16 protein-coding genes are annotated in these 25,293 nt (G+C 35.2%); 1 reads left to right on the forward strand and 15 read right to left on the reverse strand.

Annotation, left to right across the window (positions count from 1 at the left end; genetic code table 11):
* Positions 1-30: 30 nt before the first annotated feature.
* From LNP23_RS08630 to LNP23_RS08690, 13 genes are all read right to left on the reverse strand, one after another.
* Positions 31-3,234, reverse strand: coding sequence for a M4 family metallopeptidase (locus LNP23_RS08630; RefSeq protein WP_230004584.1), 3,204 nt, complete (start codon positions 3,232-3,234; stop codon positions 31-33).
* Positions 3,235-3,410: 176 nt separating this feature from the next.
* Positions 3,411-4,145 carry a hypothetical protein gene (locus LNP23_RS08635; protein WP_230004585.1) on the reverse strand — a complete coding sequence of 245 codons (735 nt, stop codon included), beginning with the start codon at positions 4,143-4,145 and terminating at the stop codon, positions 3,411-3,413.
* Positions 4,146-4,781: 636 nt separating this feature from the next.
* Positions 4,782-6,407, reverse strand: a complete 1,626-nt coding sequence (pruA, locus tag LNP23_RS08640; protein WP_047778340.1) for an L-glutamate gamma-semialdehyde dehydrogenase — start codon at positions 6,405-6,407, stop codon at positions 4,782-4,784.
* A 153-nt stretch (positions 6,408-6,560) separates the two neighbouring features.
* Complete coding sequence (gene apaG, locus LNP23_RS08645) at positions 6,561-6,947, reverse strand: Co2+/Mg2+ efflux protein ApaG (protein WP_047778341.1); 387 nt, start codon at positions 6,945-6,947, stop codon at positions 6,561-6,563.
* Between the two features lie 81 nt (positions 6,948-7,028).
* Positions 7,029-8,291 (reverse strand): type IX secretion system plug protein, encoded by a 1,263-nt coding sequence (locus tag LNP23_RS08650; protein ID WP_230004586.1) that lies wholly within the window; start codon positions 8,289-8,291, stop codon positions 7,029-7,031.
* Between the two features lie 81 nt (positions 8,292-8,372).
* On the reverse strand, positions 8,373-11,279 hold the full coding sequence (locus LNP23_RS08655; protein WP_230004587.1) for a DEAD/DEAH box helicase: 2,907 nt from the start codon (positions 11,277-11,279) through the stop codon (positions 8,373-8,375).
* Between the two features lie 146 nt (positions 11,280-11,425).
* Positions 11,426-12,199, reverse strand: a complete 774-nt coding sequence (locus LNP23_RS08660) for a class I SAM-dependent methyltransferase (protein WP_047778417.1) — start codon at positions 12,197-12,199, stop codon at positions 11,426-11,428.
* Between the two features lie 81 nt (positions 12,200-12,280).
* Positions 12,281-12,655, reverse strand: coding sequence for a GxxExxY protein (locus LNP23_RS08665; RefSeq protein WP_230004588.1), 375 nt, complete (start codon positions 12,653-12,655; stop codon positions 12,281-12,283).
* Positions 12,656-13,025: 370 nt separating this feature from the next.
* Complete coding sequence (gene map, locus LNP23_RS08670; RefSeq protein ID WP_047778344.1) at positions 13,026-13,844, reverse strand: type I methionyl aminopeptidase; 819 nt, start codon at positions 13,842-13,844, stop codon at positions 13,026-13,028.
* A 44-nt stretch (positions 13,845-13,888) separates the two neighbouring features.
* The gene (locus LNP23_RS08675) at positions 13,889-15,277 is read right to left on the reverse strand and encodes a TolC family protein (protein ID WP_047778345.1); all 1,389 of its coding nucleotides are present in this window, start codon (positions 15,275-15,277) and stop codon (positions 13,889-13,891) included.
* Positions 15,277-16,623, reverse strand: coding sequence for an HlyD family secretion protein (locus tag LNP23_RS08680; protein WP_230004589.1), 1,347 nt, complete (start codon positions 16,621-16,623; stop codon positions 15,277-15,279). The genes LNP23_RS08675 and LNP23_RS08680 overlap by 1 nt, the downstream gene beginning before the upstream one ends.
* Positions 16,624-16,627: 4 nt before the next feature.
* The gene (locus LNP23_RS08685) at positions 16,628-18,286 is read right to left on the reverse strand and encodes a peptidase domain-containing ABC transporter (protein ID WP_047778347.1); all 1,659 of its coding nucleotides are present in this window, start codon (positions 18,284-18,286) and stop codon (positions 16,628-16,630) included.
* A 27-nt stretch (positions 18,287-18,313) separates the two neighbouring features.
* On the reverse strand, positions 18,314-18,988 hold the full coding sequence (locus LNP23_RS08690; protein WP_230004590.1) for a TetR/AcrR family transcriptional regulator: 675 nt from the start codon (positions 18,986-18,988) through the stop codon (positions 18,314-18,316).
* A gap of 201 nt (positions 18,989-19,189) precedes the next feature.
* Between LNP23_RS08690 and LNP23_RS08695 the strand changes: the two genes are divergently transcribed.
* Entirely contained in the window at positions 19,190-20,446 is a 1,257-nt protein-coding gene (locus LNP23_RS08695) for a DUF445 domain-containing protein (RefSeq protein WP_230004591.1), read from the forward strand.
* 457 nt (positions 20,447-20,903) lie between these two features.
* Here LNP23_RS08695 and gpmI read toward each other — a convergent pair whose 3' ends face one another.
* Together gpmI and LNP23_RS08705 are read right to left on the reverse strand one after the other, a co-directional pair.
* Complete coding sequence (gene gpmI, locus LNP23_RS08700) at positions 20,904-22,421, reverse strand: 2,3-bisphosphoglycerate-independent phosphoglycerate mutase (protein ID WP_230005146.1); 1,518 nt, start codon at positions 22,419-22,421, stop codon at positions 20,904-20,906.
* A gap of 139 nt (positions 22,422-22,560) precedes the next feature.
* Positions 22,561-24,990 carry a DUF5916 domain-containing protein gene (locus tag LNP23_RS08705; protein WP_230004592.1) on the reverse strand — a complete coding sequence of 810 codons (2,430 nt, stop codon included), beginning with the start codon at positions 24,988-24,990 and terminating at the stop codon, positions 22,561-22,563.
* Between the last annotated feature and the right edge of the window lie 303 nt (positions 24,991-25,293).

Genomic DNA, 25,293 nt, shown 5'->3' on the forward strand with positions numbered 1-25,293 from the left:
TTAAAAATAGCATTGTCTTTCTTTTAAAGATTATTTTTTAATAAATTTTTTAGCAATTCGTTGTTTTCCATTGCTTAGTTTCAGCGTGTATATTCCGGAGCTTAATTGGCTAACATTAATAGAGCAACCTTTGGATAAGTTTCCTGTAGCAACTTGCTGACCTAAAGCATTTATAATTTTAAAAATAAATGGATCCTTTTCTGGTAACGAAATATTTAATTCATTATCAACAGGATTTGGATACAATTCAAAATCAGAAATTTCGTCTGTTTTATTTAAATTAGGGGTTGACAGTGTGGCTGTAACATTTACGGAATAATCTTGAACTTGCCCAAAATAAAAATAATCACATGGTCCGGGAATAGCTTTGTATCTCATCGAAACTCTCATTCTTGTAGGACCAAGCATTGCTGTAGCGGGTATGGTAATGTTACCAAGTACGGGAGTTGTAATGGAGGGGTCGTTTGTCCAAACTGTTTCGCCAACATCACTAAAAAAACCATTATGATTATAGTCAATAAAAACCGAATACCCTTCATTACTGATATTCGCATCTTTCCATATAGGTGTAATTGAAATGGGATAATTGGATCCGATTGCCACGTCGGTAGATAGATCCGTAAAATCTTCATACCCATTTGCATCTCCTTTTTTTTCTAATGTATTATTAATAGTTCCAAATTTAACCTGACCGATTGACTCATCAATGTTATTTCCCGCAGAATCGCAATAGATTAGATTTGGGTTTATTATGTTTAATGTATAATCTTCAACTTGCCCTCCATCAAAAAAGCGACATGCACCGGGAACTTCGGCATATTCCATAACGATTCTCATTCTTGTAATACCATTTTTTGCAACTTTCGATGGAATGGTAATTTGCCCTGTTACTACTGCGTCTCTGGTCGGCTCTTTTGTCCAGACAGTTTCTTCATATCCATCAAGAGAACCATCTTGATTATAATCAATAAAAACGGCATATCCATATCCAAATTCTGCCGGCAATCTGGAAACATCAGATGGTGTGATTGTAATAGTGTATTTTTTCCCCGCATTCACATCGCTGGAAATATGAAGAAAATTTTCATAACCTACTGTTTCTGTTGAAACATTATTAATGGTACCAAATTCTACTTTACCAATTACGTCATTACTATTTTCCGTTATTCCTTCAGACTTACAATACTCACTTTTTGTGGCTACATCAACAATATTACTTGCTGCAGAGGTACTTCCGTCATTTCCTTTTGCAACGACATGAAAACTATAATTGCTATTGTCATCTAAGCCAGTTACGGTATAGGTAGTTGTTGTGCATGAACCTATAAAAATTGTTCCTTTATAGATATTGTATCGGACAATAGGCGTTTCGCTAAAAGCTGGTGCTGTCCAGGATAATGAAACCGTTGTAGCTGTTGTTCCGGATGGAATTAAATTTATGGGCACTTGTGGTGGTGGAGCCGCCCCGTACATTGCTCCAACTCCCACAGCATAAAATGCGTTGGTTGTAGCAATAACCTCCGGTGAAGCATCACCATACAAATCTATGGCTGATTGTATTGCATAAGTTCTTGCGTCAGCATAAGTTGAGATAGGAGAAAGATATATGCTCTCTAAACGATAGGCAATCTTTGCCGCTTTATCGATGGTAATTCCGGTAACATTATATTGATCTCCGATATCATTAGTCCCTTTTTTACCAACAGATAAAATATAAAACCAATGATTAAGTACCCCTGAATTGGTATGAACTCCACAATAATCATTAGAACTACTTGGATAATATCCTTCTGTATCTTTCCAATAGGTCCCTCCATAGGTGTCGGGTTGTTCTTCTAGTTTAGGATTACTCATAGAACGAATGCCGTTTTGTCCTCCCGGTTTTACTTCATTACCTATTTCCCAGATTGATTTTGAAGGCGCTGCATAATATTCAACACATGCAGCCCATATATCTGAGAAGCCTTCGTTTATTGCTCCGGGTTCATATTGATAAACTAAACCCGCGGTATTTTGACACACGGCATGCCCAATTTCATGAGCAACAATATCCAAAGAGGTTAGTATATCAAATCCTCCTGCATCTTTACCGTCACCATAAGTCATAACACTTCCGTTCCAAAAAGCATTTTCATTTGTTGGATATCCGCCTTCAATTAAACTGTAATGGATATAATTTTTGATTTTTGCACCCAAATTATCAAAACTATTTCTTTCATGAATTTTCAAAAAGTAATCGTAGGTCATCTCTGCTCCCCAATGCGCATCAAGGGCTCCGTTATCTTTTTGAGCGTTATTGTATTCGGCTTGTGTCCAGTTATTGTCAGCATCTGTGAAATTTGTTTCCGGATAGGTTGCTGTTCCCTTACAATCATAGGTTTGAATACCGTCGCCTCGAGTTTGGTCCATTAAAATATAAAAGCCTTCCTGTAATGCGGTTTGAATTGTTTGTGTGCCGCTATAACGAGTAGCCGCATTAGCAGACAAATAGTCCATTTTATAGCGAAAAGGTTCTTTGTGATTTTCCGGATTGATGTGTATTGGTTTTTTCGGATTATTTTCACCAAGATGTTTTATAGTTGCATTATAAAATAATGCTTCTCCTGTTAAAGCATCAATATATAAATCACCACGACTTAGAGGATTTGTTGCGTAAATATCAAATTTATAGGCCAAACGAATTTTGTCTTTTGATTTATTTTGCTCTCCTTTAAGAGGTAATAAAACCAATTCTCCTGCAGGTTTTTTGTAGCCTATTGCATTGGCATCATTTGGAGTTTCCCATAAATACTGCTTAGCTCCAATATGGTTTATTGCTTTATTAAAAGCTTCTTTGGCTGAAAGTGTTGGCTTGATTATAACATTTTCAAGATTATAATAGTCACCATTCATAGAAATCAGTTTTCCTTTTTTTGAATGCAGGTTGTAGTTTACAAACTCAACTTTTATTCCCTGATTGTATAATTGAAATTTTTCATGAATAAAACCTTCTTTATCGGAATCGATTTTAATTTTTTGAAAAGATTGGTTATTGTTCAAACTCAATTGATCCTCAAAAACCTTTTCGGAATCGGAGCTTTTATAACTTGATTTGTTGCTAAAAACAATTAAATTTGGTTGTCCGCTTTCAGATAAAACTTTCTTACTTACACGTTTGTCTGTTACTTGAGCAGATATTGATGAAAACAATAAAAAGACGATAAAACAGATTATTTTGGGTTGTTTTTTTTTCATTATTCCTTTTTTGATTAAATAGCAATGATAATTTAGATTCTTAATGACCACGGAGTAAAAGATAAATGGACAGCTGTTTCATACAAGCATTGCTGTTTTATTGATAATCGAAATAGTATCCTGTTCAGAAAATCAAATTATCTTTCCGGCAACTCTAAGAGTATAGTTGTGCTAAATCATTTTAATACGTTAACTGATTTTTTTACGTTGCAAAATGAATTTTTTGTAGCGTCAATATTCGAAATGAAATTATTTAATGCTTTTTTGGCAGAATCGGGATTGTATTTGAAGGATCGCGAAAAGAAAAATTCGCGGCAAATTACCGGCTCAGAGGATGCATCATAAATAACATCTTCTGAATATTCAATTTGTTCATTCTGATTTGGAAATTGGTTGGCTAGTTTAGAGATTGTTTTTTTAAACCATTTATCAAATGTTTTTTTCTCTGGTGTAAGATGGCGTACTGTTAAAACCAGTCCTGTTACTTCACTTTGAATTAAAGAAGATCCTTTTCGGCTTAACACATCTATCATTCTTACATTCATTAGTGCCACCCAAATTGGACCATCTATGAAGCCGGATACGGGAAAACTCAGATCAGTGTCGAAATCTAACGGTTTAGTGTTTTTAGGATTTTCAATAGAAGACCATAGTGCCTCGATACGGTGGTGTATTTCATCAGACATTTTATCGTATTCTTTAAAACGCCAATACACCCATTCTAATAATGATGCGGTAAGACCTAAAGAGGCTTTATGACTAATTTTGTTTAATGTTTTGTCAAGTTGATCGTTTTCACCATTTGGGTCTAAAAGGGTTGATAGGATTTTATCATTCCATTTGTAATCAATTGCGTGACCAATGCTATGCGATTTTTTGATTGCTTTTGGTGGTTTGGTTAAATTTTTCATGTTTATTTTGGTAAAGTTAATTTCATATTGTTAAATGTTGTTTGAGCCATAAATCATTGTAATGTGCCTTGTTTCTATTAAGGAATCCAAAATAGATGAGGTGCTGTCTTTTAGAATTTATTTTTTCGCATTTTCAAAGAAACACTGTAAGATTATAGTAACTCGTTGGGTGTAATTGTTTTTGATAAATAGATTGCGGTTTTACATCGTCTAAAAATGTTTTAGCTTAAATAAAGCAGAGTAGACGATGCGAAAAAAATAGAATATTATTGAAACCCCTCACAATATTATATTCCCAATCTATGTTTTCATATGTTAGATAATAGTACTTTTTAATTACACCCAAGCGAGTTGTGGTTATAAATCTTACTTCAAAGGATAAAAGAAAAACCGTAAATATGAGAATCAATTAATATTTGTAAAGTTTGAATTAATAGTCAACAATCGCCGTTGTTTTAATGTCAGAAATAACTTATTTAAGATAAGGGGTTTTAAGTGAAAAAAGAATTGAGTTTGTTATTGTGGAGGATTGATTTTTACCCACAATTTAAAAATAGGAAGCAAAAAAAAATCCGAATCTTAAAGGTAAGATTCGGATTTCTATAAATAGTGTCGCTCTAAGACGAAAGGAGCAAATTATCCTAAAAATGGATATTTGTAATCTTCCGGAGTTACAAAAGTTTCTTTGATTGTTCTAGGAGAAGCCCAACGCAATAAGTTTAATGCAGAACCTGCTTTATCGTTTGTTCCTGATGCTCTTGCTCCACCAAACGGTTGCATACCTACAACGGCTCCTGTTGGTTTATCATTAATGTAGAAGTTACCCGCAGCATTTTGCAATTTCGTAGTTGCTACTTCAATAGCATAACGATCCTGGCTAAATACAGCTCCTGTCAAAGCATACTCAGAAGTAGTATCAACCAATTCTAAAGTCTCTTCCCATTTAGCATCTTCGTAAACGTAAATTGTCATTACCGGTCCGAATAATTCGGTTTCCATTGTAGTGTATTTTGGGTTGGTCGTTACAATAACTGTTGGCTCAATAAAGTATCCTACAGATTTATCGTAATTTCCTCCAACGATGATTTCAGCGTCAGCATCTTTTTTAGCCTGGTCGATATAACTCGCCAATTTATCAAAAGAACCTTCGTGGATAACTGCAGTAATAAAGTTTCCGAAATCTTCCGGAGAGCCCATTTTCATTGATTTTACATCAGCGATTAACTGCTCTTTTACAGTTGGCCATAAACTTTGAGGGATATAAGCTCTTGAAGCTGCAGAACATTTTTGTCCTTGAAATTCGAAAGCACCACGAGAAATTCCTGTGCTAACTTGTTTTGCATTAGCGCTTGGGTGTGCAATGATAAAATCTTTACCACCTGTTTCACCAACAATTCTTGGATATGTTTTGTAGTGGTGAATGTTTGCTCCAATTTTAGCCCAGATGTCTTTGAATACATGAGTAGAACCTGTAAAGTGAACTCCTGCAAAATCACGACTTGCTAAAACAGTATCAGTAATCATTAAAGCATCTCCAAAAACTACGTTGATAACGCCATCAGGAACTCCTGCTTCTTTGAATACTTCAATAATGATTTTTGTAGAGAATACTTGACTGTCACTTGGTTTCCAGATAACAACGTTACCCATCATTGCGGCACTTGCAGGAAGGTTTGCAGCGATAGCAGTAAAGTTAAAAGGAGTAATTGCGTAAACAAAACCTTCAAGAGGTCTGTACTCTAAACGGTTCCAGGTTGTAGAATCTGATTTTGGTTGATCGTTGTAAATTTGTGTCATAAATTCTACGTTGTAACGTAAAAAGTCGATCAATTCACAAGAAGCATCAATTTCTGCCTGGTGTATATTTTTAGACTGACCAATCATAGTAGCTGCATTAATGCGCGCTCTGTATGGTCCTGCAATAAGTTCAGCTGCTTTTAAGAAAATAGCCGCACGTTGTTCCCATGCCATGTTAGCCCATGCTGTTCTTGATTCAAGTGCATTAGCAATTGCTTTTTCGATATGTTGCTTTTCAGCTAAGTGATACGTTCCTACGATATGTTTGTGATCGTGAGGAGCTGATATTGTTTTAGTGTTTCCAGTTTTTATTTCTTCACTTCCAATGTATAACGGAACATCAATTTTTGAGTTCCACATGGTAGTGTAAGCTGCCTGAACAGCTGCTTTTTCTGGTGAGTTTGGTGCGTATCCTTTTACCGGCTCGTTTACCGCTTTTGGTACATGAAAGAATCCTTTTAGCATGTTATTTAAAATTAGATAATTAGACAATTTAATGGTTAGAGGATTTGATTTGTTACGAATAATCTAACGCTGCACAAAAGTACAAAGGATAAATTAATAATTTGATAATTTTATGAATAAGATAACTATAAGAAATATAGTTTTAACTCAGAATTAGTTTAAAGCAAAAGGAGCACACATTCTGAAAGTAGGAACAATTACTTTGAATGTTTTGGTGGTTGTGAAATTAATCATGTTAAAATAACCTTTCATGGCTCCATAAGGAGAGGATAATAAACAACCCGAACTATAGGTGTGATTTTCTCCGGGTTTTAAAACAGGTTTTTTTCCAATAACACCTTCTCCGTCAACAAATTCAATGTCATTAAGAGAATCGAAAATTTCCCAGTGGCGAGACGTTAACTGAACAGAATCTTTACTGTGATTCTCGATTGTAATTACATAACTAAAGGCAAAGTGAATCTTATAGTTCTTGAAGTAGGTACCTTCAAAACTAGTTAAAACCGATATTTTTATGCCTCGTGTAATCTGAGAAACCATAACTAACGTAGTATATATGTGTGCGTTATACGTGCAAACTTACAAAAAAAATCGTTTGTTTGAAATCCTTTAACAATGTTTTTAATTGGTGATATTGATGGAGTTAGCATTTCCTTTTCCAATTACTCTCTCATAACGATCAGAACTTTGTTTGTAATAGACCAAAATTATGTAATCGTTTTCGGTTTGGTAGAAGTTTCCGTCAATTGCATTTTCATAATTAATATTTCCTTTTCTATCTGCAATTTTATACTCAAAATTGGTAAAACCTTGTTTGATCATGATCGCTTTTTCATATACGCCTTTATCTGTATTGTACTCCATTTTGTATTCGGGAGTCAGACTGTAATTGTTGAACATTCCGGTTACATAAATATCTTCCTGATTCGATCTGAAAGTAGGAGCGGAGAGCGAAAAATAAACCCAGGCATAATCAGCTTCAATTTCGTTGTTTGAGCCGTTTATGTTTTTCACGACAAAGTTCCCGTTTACATCCTGATACAACGTATAAATCTGATTGGCTCGTGCCTGATTGGTGTACAGATAAGAATTGTAAATATCACCGCTGGAACCCACTTTGCCTACGTTATTGTTTGCAGCGCGGATGTCTTTGTTTTCAAAATACAAAAATTCATTTCCAGCCCAGAATTGCGTCTCTTTATCGTATTTGTAAACCAGTTGGTTTCCGAGGGTATACTGTGGGACGATATTTTTAATAGCAGTGCTAAAATCCCCATTTTGCAATAAAAGTACTTTTACATTTTGTAAAGGAGTCTGAAAAACAATATCGTTTGACAGTATGGCAAAATCAAGATTCTGTTTGTAATCGATATTGCTGAGGTTTCGGCTTCTCTTTACCTGAGCTGCTACGGTAGAATGTTCTTCGTACAAAATAAATTTTCTCGAAAAAACAACTTCTCTGTCTTCGTTGAGAATTTTCAGGATATAATTACCTGAGATTCTCAGCTGATTGGTAAATTGATTTGGGAAAGGAAGTTTATAATGCGAATAAACCTGTAGGGTATTGAAAGAATTAGCGTAATTCATAATTCTTTGATTATCAAAGCCTGTAATGTAATCCGTTTTAGGGATATCTGTCGGTTTCCAGTTGTAATCGCAGTGTGTAATGTCAAAATAGTAGTTGGCTTCATTACCAAATAAATCATCAAATTGAAATTCAAAGGTAGAACCCAACTCAAATATTGGAACAACATTGGCACCATTTTGAACAAAAGCAACTGTTTTTATATTGTAAGGTGGTGCAACTTCAGTTTGTACTTCCTGCGCTGTTGCCGAAGTAAAAATAAAAAACAAAAGAAGGTACTGAAATAAAAATTTTGGCATCTTATTAGGTTGTAAGATTGTAAATATAACAATTTTATAGAACGAAAAACAGTCTATTTTATTGGTTATAAAAACAATTCGCTAAGAATTCAAAATAAATTCCAGATTTGCTTCGAGTTCGTCGCTGATAAAACTTTCTTCTAAAAGCGAATCCGATAACAGTTTTTTGTTCTCCTGCAGTTTGATTATTTTTTCTTCTACCGTATTTTTTGAAATAAAGCGAATCACATTTACTTTGTTCAATTGTCCAATTCGGTGTGCTCTTCCCACTCCTTGTTTCTCAGCAAAAGGATTCCACCACGGATCTAAGAACAAAACATACGAAGCTTTGGTAATATTCAGACCAACGCCACCTGCTTTTAGTGAGATAAAAAACAACAAAGGGGTTTCCTTTTCCTGAAAGAGATTTACTTGCTGTTCTCTTTTTTGAGCAGGAGTTTCACCTGTAATTTCACAGAACGCTATTTTGTTTTCCTTACACCAGCTCGTGTAAAAATTTAAATTGGTAACAAACGAGCTGAAAATTATAGTCTTTTGTTTTCCTTTTACTAAGTTTTCTAGATAATTAGTAACCGCGATATATTTTCCTGAATCAATTTCCGATTCCTGATCGATCATTTTAGGATGATTGCTCAGCTGTCTTAATTTCATCAAAGTATTGATAATGCTAATTTTGTCGGGACCCGATCCGTCTGTTTTTAGTAGAAAATTACGCGCTTTTGATTTTTCTTTTTCATACAGTTTTTCCTGTTCAGGATCCATATTGCAATAATAAATCTGCTCGGATAATTCGGGTAAGTCTTTTAAAACCTGCTCTTTGGTTCTTCTTAAAATATACGGCTGAATTAGATTTTTTAATTCAGACAAACTATTTTCGTCCTGTTTTTTCTCAATCGGGATTTTAAAATTTTCTGCGAAAAAAGTATAACTGCCCAGAATATCCGGATTTATAAATTGCATTTGCGACCATAAATCGTCCAGCGAGTTTTCGATTGGCGTACCACTCAAAGCAATTTTATGCCCCGTATTTATTTTATTAATGGCTTTGAAAATCTTAGAATTTTTATTTTTTATGTATTGACTTTCGTCCAAAATCAAATAACGGAAATTGTATTTTTCTAAAATTGAAATATCACGATGAATGATGCTGTAACTCGTAAAAATCAAATCAGAGGTTTCTAATCTGCTCGCAACTAATTTTCTGTCGTTACCGGTATATTGCATTTTCGAAAAATGTGGCGTAAACTTTCCGGCCTCATTGTACCAGTTAAAAACCAAAGAGGAAGGCAAAACAATCAATGCTTTTAAAGGTTCTCTCTCGATAACCGTTTCATTTTGAAACAAATCAAAATTGGTGGTTTTGGTTGTAAAGCCTAACTGTTCCTGTACGGCAACGAGAACGGCAAGTGTTTGTAAAGTCTTACCAAGTCCCATGTCATCGGCCAGACAAGCCCCTAAATTCGAATTAAAATGACCTAATAGCCATTTTACACCCTCAATTTGATACGGTCTTAAAGTGGCTTTTAATAAGTCAGAGGGAACATATTCAGCTTTATAGGCCGGAGTTTCGTCATTTTTTATTTCGGGAATCGCGTTTAAAGCAGCAAAATTACTTTTGCGTAAAAGAAGATTTCCATTTTCTGTTTTGGCTAATTTTGCCAGTGAACTGTATTTGCTGAGCCATTCTAAAGGAATCAGAAAATAGCTGTCGTCAGGCAATAAAAAGAGCCTTTCTTTGCTTTTTATATTGGGAATAATTTCGCTGAAATTGATTGAAAAAGCTCCAATTGTAATTGTTATTTTGATGTCAAACCAATCTTCTTTTGTCTCTTTCGAAAACAAAATATCATGCTGTTGCGTAAAGATTTCTTTGCTTTCCAGTCTCAAATTTTGAATTGTAAAACCCAAACTTTCCAACTCGTCTTTGTGATCAATAACAAATTGGATATTGCTGTAGGGATCAGGAACTTCTGCGTTGGGATTCAATCCAAATAATTCGTTTTTGATTTTTAGTAAGCCAATTTCAAGTAATTTGTCTGTGTATGAAATCTCATCAGCACTTCTTTTAAACTGAATTATCTTGGGTTCGTTGGCAATGCTGAAATCAACAAAAGAATGTGTTTTTTTAGTTTTGCCCGCGTCAAATGAATATCCGTTGTAATCAAAATAAAGGTTGAGGTAATAACAATTTTTAAAGAAATCATAAACAGGCTGAATCGTACAGGAAACAATGGTATCACGATGTTCGATTTCAAAACCGGTGGCTTCAATGTCTATTTTTTTGGCGATTTCAGGAATAAAACTTTTAAAATAATCATCCACTAGTTTGGAAGGTATTTCAATTGCTTTTTTCTTTAAAAAAGGCTGTAGCTTCTTAGTGTTGAGGTCTTTTAATTGCCCTAATTTTTTATCAATAATTAACCAGCCCGGTTCATCTAAAAGAATACTAACTTCATTGTTCATGGGCAGAAATGTAGTTTGATTTTCTTTTAAAGACAGGGTATAGGTGATTCCGTCCGCATGTTTGTCAAATTGAATTTGAGGTTCAAAAGAAAGCACATCGGTAGCCACTCTGGAACGGAAAAAATCTTTTTCGGGTCCTATGTTATGACACAACGGAAACTGTTCCTGTACAATCAAATTGTAGAAAAAACCTAAATTTAATTTTAAATGTTGCCGAATTGCAAAGTCAATTTTGGAATCTTTTTGCAAATCAGCAATTGTTTTAGCCGATTTGATTTTGGCGCTAAATTTCTTGAAGATAAATTCAGGCTTTAAAGAATCACAGATCGTCAGTATCCTTTTTGTATTGGGATTTAGATTTTCAAAGGCAATTCCAAAACCCTCAAGGACACCGGTAGTGGCTTTTTTGTCTAAATATTTAATGTCATTGGTGTTCTCAACGATATACGCGGTTGGGATATAGGCATTCAGATTTTTTTCAAAACTGATGTCAAAACAAAACTGAAATGATTTTGAAAGTTCCAAGATTGGGAATTTGGTTTGGTTTGATTTGGGAAGCTACGTGAATTTAAAAAGTAGAAAACTATATACTAATTTGAAAATAAAAAGGTTGTTTTCAAATTAGTATATAGTTTTAAAATGAACTTATATCACTTATATGGTTAAAAAAATTAGTTGTCCTGCTTGAAGCAAAGCGGAATAATTTCCCCTTTTGCCAAACAGTATTTTTCCACCAATTCAGGAGCAATTTTATTTGTATAGTCTTCTTCGATTACGATAAAACCGATACTTCTTAATTTATCAAAATAATCACGACCATAAACACGAACGTGATCGTATTGTCCGAATATTTTAGCACGCTCTTTTTGATCGGTAATAGAATCATCGGCAAAAGTAACTGCTCTCGATAAATCCTGAGGAATCTGAAGAATGGCCATTCCGCCTGGTTTTAATACGCGGTATAATTCCTGCATCGCTTTCGTATCATCCGGAATATGTTCTAAAACGTGATTGCATAAAATCACATCATATTCGTTGTCTTTAAAAGGTAAATTGCAAATATCTGCCTTTACATCTGCCAAAGGCGAAAGTAAATCAGTTGTAGTATAATCAAGGTTTTTTTGCTTGCGGAATCTCTTATAAAAAGCCTGTTCCGGAGCAAAATGCAATACTTTCTTCGGTGCTGTAAAAAAATCAGTCTGATCGTTTAAATACAACCAAAGTAAGCGGTGTCTCTCTAATGAAAGCGTACTCGGCGAAAGCACATTGTTACGTTGTTTGCCATATCCGTAAGGCAAAAACGACCTGAAACTTCTCCCATCAATCGGATCAGTGTATTTACTTCCCTTCAAGGAAAGCGCTAAAATCGGACGTGCTACATAACTCAAACGAATTAATAAAGGTCTTGGAATAGTATTTAGGACTAGTTTAAAAAGTTTCTTCACGGTTAAATAAATTTGAACACGAATTTCACTGATTAACACGGATTAATGTTGTGGTGAAATTTCACGAACCTTTGATATGGGTTATAGTATTATTCTTTTGTATTTAAGGCTGTCTTCTCCAAAATTAATCAGTAAACCTAATTTATTTTTTGATGCAGCCAGATAATTTAATGTTTGTTTAATTTCGCTTGTTGATAATGCTGTAATTGCTTTTAGTTCTAAAATAATTTCGTTGAAAACAACAAAATCTGCAAAATAATAACTTGGCAATACGATGTCTTTATAAGCAATGCTGTATCTCAGTTCTCTATTATATGGAATTTCATTTTTCTGAAATTCATATTCCAAAGCATCTCCATAAACTTTTTCACTGTGTCCTTTTCCCAGAATTTTATGGACTTCCATACAAATTCCAATAATTTTATAAGACTCTTCACTTAAATATAATTCACTCATAATCCATTTCATTCATTCATTCATTCATTCAGTGAAATTTAGACAAAGTATTAATCTGTGTAAATCAGTGAAATTCGTGTTACGACAATTCTTTTACATCATCATAGAAACAAACCGCCAGTATTCATTCAGTGAAATTTAGACAAAGTATTAATCTGTGTAAATCAGTGAAATTCGTGTTACGACAATTCTTGTACAGCATCATAGAAACAAACCACTAGTATTCATTCAGTGAAATTTAGACAAAGTATTAATTTGTGTAAATCAGTGAAATCCGTGTTACCACATTTATTTTACATCATCAACAGAAATAAACCAATTAGTGAAATTTAGACCAACCAGTAATCTGTGTAAATCAGTGAAATTCGTGTTATATCACTAAAGGCACCTGTCTAAACTCATCTTCCTCATTACTTTCAATGCCCAAAGCTTTGTAGATATAAGCGAATGTCGATAAGATTTCCGGTTTTCCGTCGATTAAAGCTACATCGTGCTCGAAGTGGGCACTTGCTTTTCCGTCGGCAGTAAGGATTGTCCAGCCGTCTTTTAGTTGTTTGATGTTTCGTGTTCCCAGATTGATCATCGGTTCGATGGCAACCACCATTCCTTCTACAAAAAGTTTTCCACGACCACGTTTTCCGTAGTTTGGCATTTCCGGTTCTTCGTGCATTTTTTGCCCTAAACCATGACCTACCAATTCACGAACTACACCGTAACCATGAGCTTCTGTATATTTTTGAATCGCATTTCCAACATCTTCCACGCGATTTCCGGCTTTAAATTCTCTGATCCCTACATAAAGAGATTCTTTAGTGATTCTCAGAAGTTTTTTAACCTCGGGAGCCACTTCTCCAATTTCAAAACTGTAAGCGTGATCTCCGTGATATCCATTTTTAAAAGCACCGCAATCTACAGAAATAACATCACCGTTTTTTAGTGGCGTATTATTAGGGATTCCGTGTACAACCTGTGCATTCGGACTCATACAAAGCGAGTTCGGGAAATCATATAAACCTAAGAAACTTGGTGTCGCGCCGTGATCACGAATGAACTCTTCGGCTAACTTGTCAAGATATAAAGTGGTAACTCCTTCTTTAATTTCAGAAGCAATCATTCCTAATGTTTTAGATACGATTAAAGCACTTTCGCGCATTAATTCGATTTCTTCACGTGATTTTACAATAATCATAATTTCGGATTTTCAGTTCGCAAAAGTACAATTTTTAATATAATCTAATTTGGATTTGCCATAATTTTAAAAAGTTCGGAGTTAGAAACGTAAAAACGATTCGCCAAATTGATCTGAGCCAGTTGTGCGCTGATCAAATTGTTCTCGCGAGTGTTGATTAAAAACAGAGAACTTTCCCCAAATGAAAACAAACGTTCTTCCGACTGCAACATGGTCTGATTGTCTTTTGACAAGTCCTTAATTAACTTTAGCTGTTTAGAAAGAGACAGGATTTCTGTGTTCTGCGCCTGAATTTTATTCGAAAGCTGCATTTTCTCTACATCTAAAATATATTCTGTTTCCTGAATTTTGTATTTCGTTAGTTTTAATTTTCCGCGTTCTTTTCTCAAAAACAAAGGGAATGAAAAATCCAAACCAATTTTATAATCATCCGTTTGAAAATCATTAAAATATTTGGGTTGTGACAAATAAGAATACCCCACGTCTATTTTTGGAAGTAATTCGTTGGCATTCAATTTTCGTTCTACATTCAAAATGTCAATTTTGCGTTGTAAAGCATTTATTTTCGGATGGTTTTCAATCGAAAAACCGTCTGTCGTTAAATTATTAGTTTGCAAAGTTTCCTGAATGGTGTTTTCGAGTTGTGCTTCCGGAATTAAACTGTCTGAAATTTCCATTGGAACGGCATTATCCAGCCATAAGTAATTGGATAGTTCCAATTTTGCTTTGGCCAGTTTAAGTCTGGAATCTTCTAAGCTCAAAAGTCTGTTTTTTACGGCAATTCCTGCTTCAACACTATCGATGGCGGGTTTGTCTCCTTGTTGAATCAAAGATTGAATTCCGCTGTTTCGTTTTTTGGCATTCGTGCTGTAGCTTTCGTATAGTTTTACTTCTTCGTAGTTTTTTTTCCAGTTAAAATACGCCAATGACGCATCATACAAAACCGTAATAGCTTCTAGTTTTACCTCAGATTTGCTTAATTCTATTTGCATTTTCGCTTTGCGTAAATCAGCCATTCTTTTATTGATCCACAAACCTTGCCCCAATGGAACACTGATTCCTAAAGAAGTCAAACCTTGATTTGGAGTGGTGTTTTCGGGATTCAGATAATAGCCTTCGTTGTTGTCAAAACCCGCTTTGATTTCAACCCCATACCAGGTTGGAATTTTAAAGCTACTGTTTAAAAGCGAGTAGTATTCTTTGTCTTTGAATTGTTTTTTAGAATAGTCAACGTCAATTTTCGGATCAAAACTACCGCGGGCCATCATCAGTTCTGCTTGGGCTTTATTAAGTTCAAGTTGTGCATTTTTAACCAATGGATGGTATTTTTTTACATAACCTAAAAACTCATTATAGCTCAGCTCTTTTGAGATGGTTTCCTGTCCATTTGTAATAATGGAAAAAAATAATAATAGATAGAAAAGTCGTTTCATTATTTCTTTTCTTTAGTTGGTTTTGCGTCTTTTTTATAATAATTAGGAGGGAATCCGTTTAAGGTTCTCCATATTTCAAACCACATAGGAACAGTGTCTAGTAGGGCCAATGTTTGTGCTCCTGAACCAATACTCAATTGTGCCGGCCATTTCGGTTCGTTCGGATCCGGTGCAATTAAAATTCTGTATTTTCCATTATCGCTGATGAAATTTTCGACCGCTACAATCTTACCACCAAAAGTACCATACGAAGCATTTGGCCATCCCGAGAAGACAATTGTTGGCCATCCGTCAAACCAGACTCTGACTTTTTCTCCCTTGCGAATTAAAGGTAAATCAACCGGGTTAACATAGGTTTCTACTGCAATATCATAAGCAGAAGGCATAATGGTTGCGATGGCGGTTCCTTCTTTTATCGTTTCACCAATTCCCGATTGCAAAGCCCTGTTAATGTAGCCGCTTTGTGCCGCTCTGATATAGTACATATTGTTACGGATACTATAATTGGCATATTGGTTTTCAAGTTTGTTCACTTGAGCAGATGCATCGTATTGACTGCTTTTGGCGGTAAATTGATCACTTTCAGATTTGGCTACTTTTTCCGAATATTCCGCAATGATACGATTGATCTCTACTTTTGAGTTGATGAAATCGTTTTTGCTGCTCAATAATTTGTTCTCCTGATTGATGATTTTGGCTTCGGCGTCTTGTAATTTTAAACGTTTTTCCTCAACATCGGTCATTGGTTTTAAACCTTCTTTGTTTAATTGCAAAGAACGGTTGTATTGCGTATTGGCAATTTTGAGTTGTGTGTTAACGGCAATCAAATCAATACTGTCACTTTTAATTTTTAAGCGCGCTTGTTTGATTTTATTTTGAGCCTGTTCCAGTTTTAATTTTTTCTCAGATTCAATGGCTCTCAATTGATTGCTCAGACTTGCTACTTTAGATTCGTAAGATTGCACAGCTTGTTTTTTGGCGTCCACCTGATTTTTGGTGTTGCTAACCAAATTCGGGTCCATATAATCTTCTTTGATCTCTGAAATGTATAAAATAGTATCTCCTTTTTTTACAAAATCCCCTTCCTGTACATACCACTTCTCAATTCTTCCCGAAATCACACTTTGTATCGATTGCGGACGTTGATTTGGTTTTAATGTGGTTACGGCTCCTGTACCCGAAATGTTCTGAGTCCACGGTAAAAAAAGAAGCCCAAAGCCCAAAATAGAAATGCCTATTATAATTTTATTCAAAATTTTATAGTGCTTTTTATTTGTTAGCGTCTGTATCGTTTTGAAACGCGCTAAAGACTGATCCGGTTTAGTGTTGTCTGAAATATGTAGCATCTTTTTAATTTTTAGAATCTTGTACTATTTTACCGTCCTGCATCGTAATTACACGATTGCTTTTGGTTTTCCAATACGGGTTTTTGGACGAAACGATGATCGTCCAGGAATGTTCTTTCGCAGTAATGAAATCTATAATTTCGTTGGCTACATTTTCATCCATAGTGTCCGTTGGGTCTTCGTAGAAAAGTACTTTTGGTTTGTGGATGATACTTCTGGCTAGTAATATTTTTTGAATATTTGAAGACGACAATTGCTTTCCTTCCGGAAAAATCAAGGTGTCTAAACTCTTCGGAAGCGATTTTATATAATTGGTAAGCTGTACGCCATTGATCGCCCATTTTAAATCTTCCTGTGTAATGGAAGGATCTTTAAACGTAATATTGTCTAAAATACTGCCTTCAAAAAGCGTTTCTCCGTAAATGATACTTCCAATCTGAGAGCGGTATTGTTTTAAATTTATTTTTTTGAAAGTATCATCATTAATATAAAACGAACCGGTTGTAGGTTGTAACAATCCTGAAAGTATACGAATCAGAGTCGTTTTTCCCGAACCGTTTTTTCCGTCGACAAAAATATGCTCGCCCTGCTCAATTTTCAGGCTGATGGTGCGCAACGTATTTTGTTTAGTGTCCGGAAATTTAAAAGTCAGATTTTCAGTTTCAAGACTAATATTGGTATAACAGTTGTCGTAAGAACCGCTACTGTCTTCTTCAAGTCCCATATCGGTTACCTGGCCGATTTTCTCAACAGAAGTTAAAACGTCGTAAAAAGTTTCCAGACCAATTATAATTTTTTCAACAGAAGTGATCACCAATAAAATGATAATCTCTGCTGCCACAAACTGACCAATATTCATTTCTTGCGACAATACCAGATAACCACCAATGATTAATAAACTGGCCGTTATTAATATTTTGAAAATGATTAATTGTATGAACTGTCTTTTAATAATGTTGAAATGCTTTTCTCTGTAAGTCAGATAATCATTAACCAAGTTGTCATTTTTGTGTAACGCATATTCATAGTTCAATTCATTTCTGAAACTAAAATTATTACGCGCGATTTCCTGCAACCAGCTGGCCACTTTGTATTTGAATTTTGATTCTTTCAAACTGGTCTCTAAACCGGTGCGGTACGAGAATTTAAAGATGAAAAACAATAAAAAGAACAGTAAGATACCAAATATGATAAAGAACGGATGATACAGCGAAAGCAGAATGATTCCGAAAGCAATTTGTAATAAAGCGGCCGAGAAATCAATCAGTAATTTTGAAGTTCCTTTTTGAATGGTTAAAGTATCAAAAAAGCGATTCGCCAATTCAGGCGGATAGTTGGCGTAAAGCGCTTCAAATTTTATTTTAGGCAAACGCGTTGCAAACTCAAAAGAAGAGCGAACAAATATTTTTTGCTGTAAATTTTCGGTGATTCTAAGCTGCATAAGAGACAGAATTCCAACGAGAGCAACTCCAACTACTACCAAAAGAATCAAAACAATCCACGAAGCACTAACGCGACCCGATTGTATAAAGTTAATAATGGCTTGAATACCTAACGGCAGCGACAAACTGATAAGTCCTGCGAAAATGGCATAGAAAAAAATTTGTACAATGTCTTTTTTGTCTAATGCGAGTAAGTTGTAAAATCTTTTTAAGGGTGTCATAAATAAATTGGTATTATGATTTATTTTTTATTTTGAAAGAATTCGGTCTACTAAATCCAGATAAAAGGAAGTTACCGTTACGGGTTCGTTACAATCTGTTATGGTTTTTAAATGTTCGTTTAAGAAATGCTGATGCAGACTTCCTTCAACGATGCTTGAAACTAAACTTTTGGCAAAAGGATAATTAGGATTTACTTCCTGTACGATGCTAATGATTCGGTTAATAACTCTTTTGTAAACCAGAAAGAAACCTTCTTTGTTGTCCTCGTCGACCTCTTTGGTGTAAATGGTTTTGGTGAATTCTGAAATTATGATTTTGTTCAAAATAGCCTCATCAATATGTGTGGTGACAGGATTATTTGTGATTTTTTCCGTTACAATGGTAATTGCTTTGTGCAGTCTTTCGGTTGGATTGGTGATGTTATTGGTGGCAAAAACCAACTTGTATTCCATCCATCCCCAATACCAGGACGATAAATACACAACCAGTTTGTGTTTGTTTTCAAAGTAGCGATAAATCGAACTTTCATTTGAACCAATTTGTTCTCCCAATTTCTTGAAAGTAAAATGCTCGATACCGATCTGATCAATTAAAAGAATACTGTTTCCCACAATCTTCTTCCCTAAATCAGAGGTTTCCGGATCTTTTACATATAATTTTTCGTTAACCTGAATTTTTATATTTGAAAATATTGCATTCATAATTCGATATTATTTTACGCAAAGATAATAGTAATACTTTTAATTGTGAAACTTTAACTTTTATTTAATCAATTAAATCGCTGTCATAGCCTTTGTTTGTTGACTTTCAATTTGATGCAAGAGTAAAAAACAACAGAATATTCCTCTGAATTAAGTTTGGATAAAAAAGCTTAAATTAGCGTATCAAACATTTTAGCTGTTATGGAGTCAGTTGTAAATCAAGAAAATAGAGTAAAAGAAAAGGCACTGAAACGCATGAAGAGAAATGCTTTGGCACTTTTAGGAGTGGCAGTGCTTTTGTTTGTAGTGGCGGTTTATTTTAAGATTCCGATGTTGCAGGCTTTTAGTGAAGCGGCAATGGTTGGCGGAATTGCCGATTGGTTTGCGGTTGTGGCTTTGTTTCGGCACCCGCTAGGAATTCCGATTTGGCATACGGCGATTATTTCAACCAAAAAAAATGAGATCGGAGAAAATCTGGGCAATTTTGTTTCGGAAGAATTCCTGAATCGGGAGAAATTAGAAATCAAGTTAGCAGAATTCAATTTTGCGGAAAAAGCTTCCGACTGGTTGTCGCAAGAAGCCAATGCAAGTAAAATTGCCGATTTGGTAGCGGTAAATGTAATCCCGGGTATTTTAAAGGCGATAAAAGACGAAGACATAAAAAGATTTATTCAGGTTCAATTTGCAGCAAAACTAGCCGGAATCAATTTTGGAGATTGGGTTGCTCTGGCCTTAGAGCCTTTGCAGAAAGGGAATGTAAAAGACCAATTGCTGACGAATCTTTTGACGCTCATGAGCGCAGAATTGAGCAACAATAAAGATTTAATTCGGAAAAAAGTAAAAGCATCGACTCCTTTTCTGAGTTTCGGTTTAGCGGATAAAAGTATTTCGGAAGGGGTTTTTAATGGATTGCAGGATTTTTTAAACGAAGCCAAACATCCTGGAAGTGCCATTAGGATTAAAATAGACGAATATGTTTATGATTTTCTGGATAAGGTCAAAAATTCAGAAGAGATGAGAGTCAAAATCAATACGATGATTCTTGATTTTGCCGGAAAAAAAGAAGTTCAGGATTATATTAATGGAATTTGGGACGAGATAAAACTATCGATCGCAAATGATTTAGAGAAAGGAGAGGAATCTTCAATAAAAAATAATATCGCAAGTCTCGTTCAGAGTTTCGGAAATGGACTTAAAGAAGATGCAGTGATGATCGATAAGATCAATAATTTTATCAAGAATGATTTGCTGACCGTTCTTTTGAATAATAAAAAAGTAATCGGAGATTTAATATCCTCGACGGTAAAAAGCTGGGACGGAAAAGAGGTTTCAGAAAAACTAGAATTAGAAATCGGAAAAGACCTTCAGTACATTAGAATCAATGGGACCTTGGTTGGAGGTTTGATCGGTTTAGTCATTTACGCTGTGGAGTGGGTGTACCATTATAGTGTTATGTGAAATTTTTTTTAAACCATATGAGTGATGTTAGTTCATTTTACTGGGGGTGTTGAAAAAGGTTTTTTTTGGTTTTTGCGGAACCATTATAGTGTTATGTGATTTTTTTTTAAACCATATAAGTGATGTTAGTTCATTTTACTGGGGGTGTTGAAAAGGTTTCTTTTTTTTGTTTTTGCTGTAATGTTGTTGGGTAAAAAAAAACATTTCTCGCAAAGTCGCAGAGTCGCAAAGTTTTTGGTTTGATTTTTTAACTTGGCGACTCTGCGACTTCGCGAGATTTTATGAACAGTATAAAATGTAAAAAGGAGTAAAAAATCATTAGATTTTTACTCCTTTTTTTATGTTTAAAGACCACTCCTTTTTTAAGCTCCCCCAGTAAAATGAACTTACATCACTTATATGGTGAACCAAACACAAAGCATATAAAAATAAACTCCATGTTTAAAAAAAGCACCTATTACAATAACGAATGACAAGTCATAGCTGCCGGTTGCTGAACTCCCATTAGCTCTAAGATTGTTGGTGCAATATCTCCTAAAACACCATCATTAATGTTTTTCAGTTCTTTGTCAACCAGGATAATAGGCACCGGGTTTGTGGTGTGGGCTGTATTTGGGCTTCCGTCAGGATTGATCATTGTTTCGCAATTTCCGTGGTCGGCAATTACAATCGTAGTATAATCATTTGCCAAAGCCGCTTCGATAACCCCTTTTACACAGGCGTCAACCGCTTCACAAGCCAGAATTGCAGCACTCATGATTCCGGTATGCCCTACCATGTCACCATTGGCAAAATTAAGACATACAAAATCAACTTCGCCTTTGTTTAATTCCGGAACAAGAGCATCTTTCAATTCGTAGGCACTCATTTCCGGTTGAAGGTCGTAAGTGGCTACTTTTGGAGAGTTTCTTAAAATTCTGGATTCTCCGTCAAAAGGAGTTTCTCTTCCACCTGAAAAGAAAAAAGTAACGTGTGGGTACTTTTCCGTTTCGGCAATACGGATCTGTTTTTTACCGGCTTTTTCTAAAACTTCACCAAGAGTTTCAGTGATGTTGTCTTTATTGTAAACCACTTTTACGTTTTGATACGTTTCGTCGTAGTTGGTAAGCGTAACATAATACAGGTTCAGCTTGTGCATGTTTTGCTCGTGAAAGTCTTGCTGCGAAAGCGCTTCTGTAAGTTCACGACCCCTGTCTGTTCTGAAATTAAAGAAAATCACCACATCATCATCAGCGATAGTTGCCAATGGTTTCTGTTGTTCGTCAACTAATACGATTGGTTCGATAAATTCATCGGTTATGTTGTTGGCGTAACTGTCAAGCACACTTGCAACCGCATTTTGAGAAGTTTTTCCCTGTGCATTTACAAGTAAATCATAAGCTAATTTGACACGTTCCCAACGTTTATCACGGTCCATTGCGTAATAACGACCTATGATAGACGCAATTTTTACAGGAGTATCTTTAATGTGATCTTCTAAATCATGAATGTATTTTGCTCCCGATTTAGGATCCACATCACGACCGTCTGTGAAAGCATGGATGAAAACATTTTGCAAACCATATTCCTGAGAAGCATCAATCAATCCGCGTAAATGAGACGTGTGAGAGTGTACGCCACCATCAGAAACTAATCCTAAAAAGTGTACTTTTTTGTTATTCTCTTTGGCATAAGTAAAGGCATCAATAAGCACTTGTTCTTTGGCAAGTGTTTGATGTGCTACTGCCAGATTTATTTTGGCTAAATCCTGGTATACAATTCTTCCTGCACCAAGATTCATGTGACCGACTTCGCTATTTCCCATCTGACCTTCCGGTAGACCAACGTTTAAGCCATCGGTTCTAAGTTGGGCGCTTGGGTAGTTTTGGTAAAGACTGTTTATAAAAGGAACATTTGCATTGTCTATTGCAGAAACTTTAGGATCAGGAGATTTCCCCCATCCGTCTAAAATCATTAGTATAACTTTCTTGTTCATCATTTTTTGTTTTCTACAAAGATAAACCATTTCTAAAAGGAGCAAGGAAGCATTGTTACAATTACAGTTAATAAAATGAACCGTATTGAAAAATACTAATTTAATTATAGAAGCCTTTATTTTTTAAAATTAATTCAGACTAGACTCCGTTTTTAAGCCTGTTTTTGACGGCATTGTAGTCAATGAAATATTTGACACTTACAGAAAAAATGTGTTTTAGAGCCTCATTGTTCAGCAGGTTGGTTACATTAGATCCGTAATCTTTGTCAATAACACGCTCAAAATTAGAAGCATTGTTTCTATATAAAACAGAAAGCTGACTTCCAGGCGCAAACCACCAGGAGTACGATAAATCGGCATTCCAGGAATAAAAACTGGAATTTTTGTTTTTCGTGTATTCGGGATAAGTAGTTAAAGTTCCGTTAGATTCTAGTTGAAGTATTTCTTTGTTCTCTGCAAACGACCAATATTGACGAACGGCCAGATTGATGGTCATGGTGCTGTTTAGGGCATATTTCCCGCCTAGCGTATTAGAGTAAGTGATTACAGTTCTATTGGCAAAAACGATATCCTTTGGAGTGTCCTGATTGTTGTCCTGATCAAAACTGTCAATATAGCCTTTGTTGTTGTTTCTTCTAAGGAAACTAAAAGTATAATTTAATAACAGTTTGTCACTAAAACGGTATCTCGGACCAATATCGAAACCGTAATTTATGCGTCCCGGTTCATCCATAATGGCAATGGTAGGATTGAAATCCAGCGCAAATTTATAATTGTAGTTGGTCGAAACACTTGCCCACGATTCAAATCTTCTTGGGAGAGCGACATATCTATTGGTTGCTCTCGGTTCGTAATAATCGTAAGACTCAAAAGGGTATAAAGAAATACCGAAACCGTAATAATTGTTTTTTATGGTAGTTACATTTGTATTTACGGCAATATTGCTCTCCTGAATTTTTCCGGAATCCTTGTTGAATTCGGTGTAGGTGTTAAGGTTGACTTTAAATGCGTTAAAGAGTTTCGTAGGATTCAGGATTCTATAATTGGCATTTCCAAAAAAGTTGTAATAATTGGTATAGAAATTAATTCCTAAATCATTAGGATCGTAATCTTTAGATACAAAATCGGAGCCTATGCTATAACGATAGTTTCCGCTGGTTTCTGCAAAGCCAATGTTGGCGTATATTCCGTTTTTATCTTCTGTATCATGGACGGTACTGTATTTGAAATTTCCCGATAAGTTATAAGTATTGGCTTTAGTGTTTAAATCCCAAACCAAAGCCGAAACATTGGAGTCTCTGAAATGACCATTTCGGGTCACATTCGTATTAATGAAGGTTACAGATGAGTTTTTACGAAAACGTTGGTCTAAAACCAGAACATTGTAGTTCATTAACGGCTCGGCAATTACACGTCTGGTTTCTCCTGTGAGGGTATCTTTTATAGTGGCAAATGTTTTTTCTGTCACAGCATTTAAAATTCCAATACCAAGACCTTTTTTGGTTCGTCCTGAAATTTTCAGGGCATTGATCAGATTTACATTCTGCGGGTCCTCTATTATCTTCTCATTATCCTCCAGATCCGGTTCAATAGTTGGTTTGCCTCCAATTCTTCTCGAATAAAACAATTCTCCTTTATTAAAGAGATCTGTTCCTTCGGTAAAAAAGGCTCTGTTTTCATTGAATTGTTGTTCAAACGGACCCAGATTCAAAATCTGATCATCGTATTTTGCCTGTCCGAAATCGGGGACCAAAATAGCGTCCAGTGTAAAAGCATCGTTTATACCGTACTTAATATCCATTCCGCCTTTCATTGTACCATACGTTTGTTGATTTCCGGCAGCATTTAAATAGTAAGAAGCATAAGGCATAAAGAACAATCGGGTAGGAGGTTTGATGTTTTCAATTCCTTCCAGATTACCATTTTGTTGTGTGAAAGTACCTATTTTAGTATTGATTATGGTCCAGGTGTATTTTTTTCGCTCGCGTTTGATTTCTCTGAAAAAGTTAATTCCCCAAGTTTGTTTCTTTCCTTCTGAAAAACGTAAGGCAGCGTAGGGAATTTTCATTTCGACAACCCATCCTTTATCGGTCAGCACGGCTTTACTGATCCAGATCGCGTCCCAGGAATAATCTTCGCCGTTTGCATCCGTCATAATACAATCTGCCTGGACGTCAGCTGCGGATACAAAAAATTCGAAGTTCTGCTGACCGTCATTAAAACCATTTATAAAAACACCAAAAAGATCGGCTGTTCCAAAATCATCTCTTTGAGAAATCTCTTTTAGTATTTTATTGGGTTCATCGTCGTGCATAATGGCACCTATATAAAGAGCGTCGTTATTGTACAGCACTTTGATTTCGGTTTTTTTTGTGTCGGGAATTGGTTTTCCGTTATCCGGTTCAAACATGATAAAATCGGAAGCAACGGTTGCCGTTTCCCAAGCTGGTTCATCCAGTTTTCCGTCAATAGAAATACCTTGCGAAATTTGCTGTGCCTGCAAAGTTTTCTTTTGGCTGTAAATCCAAAAAGAGGAGAGAAGAAGGGTAAAAAAAACTAAATTTTTCATGGAACCTATATAGAGAGTAAATGTGATAATTGATTTATGTAAAGACGGAATTTTTTTGTAATTGTGGCAGTTTTGAGTCAAATGGTGCGAAAAATACGTGCTTTTTAACTACCGAATCGAAAAAAAAGTTTTTTACCAGTAAATTCTTTGTAAAATTAATTTTTTTAGTCCGTTATGCTAATTTTTTCCTTTAGAATTGTTAAAATTTAAACAAAAAGACCTTGATTAACATTGTTTTATTTTGCTGGCTAGGTTTTTTTTATACATTTGCGATGCCCAAATTTTTTATTAACCTAAAGAAAT

The organism is Flavobacterium cupriresistens, assembly GCF_020911925.1.
Classification (GTDB): domain Bacteria; phylum Bacteroidota; class Bacteroidia; order Flavobacteriales; family Flavobacteriaceae; genus Flavobacterium; species Flavobacterium cupriresistens.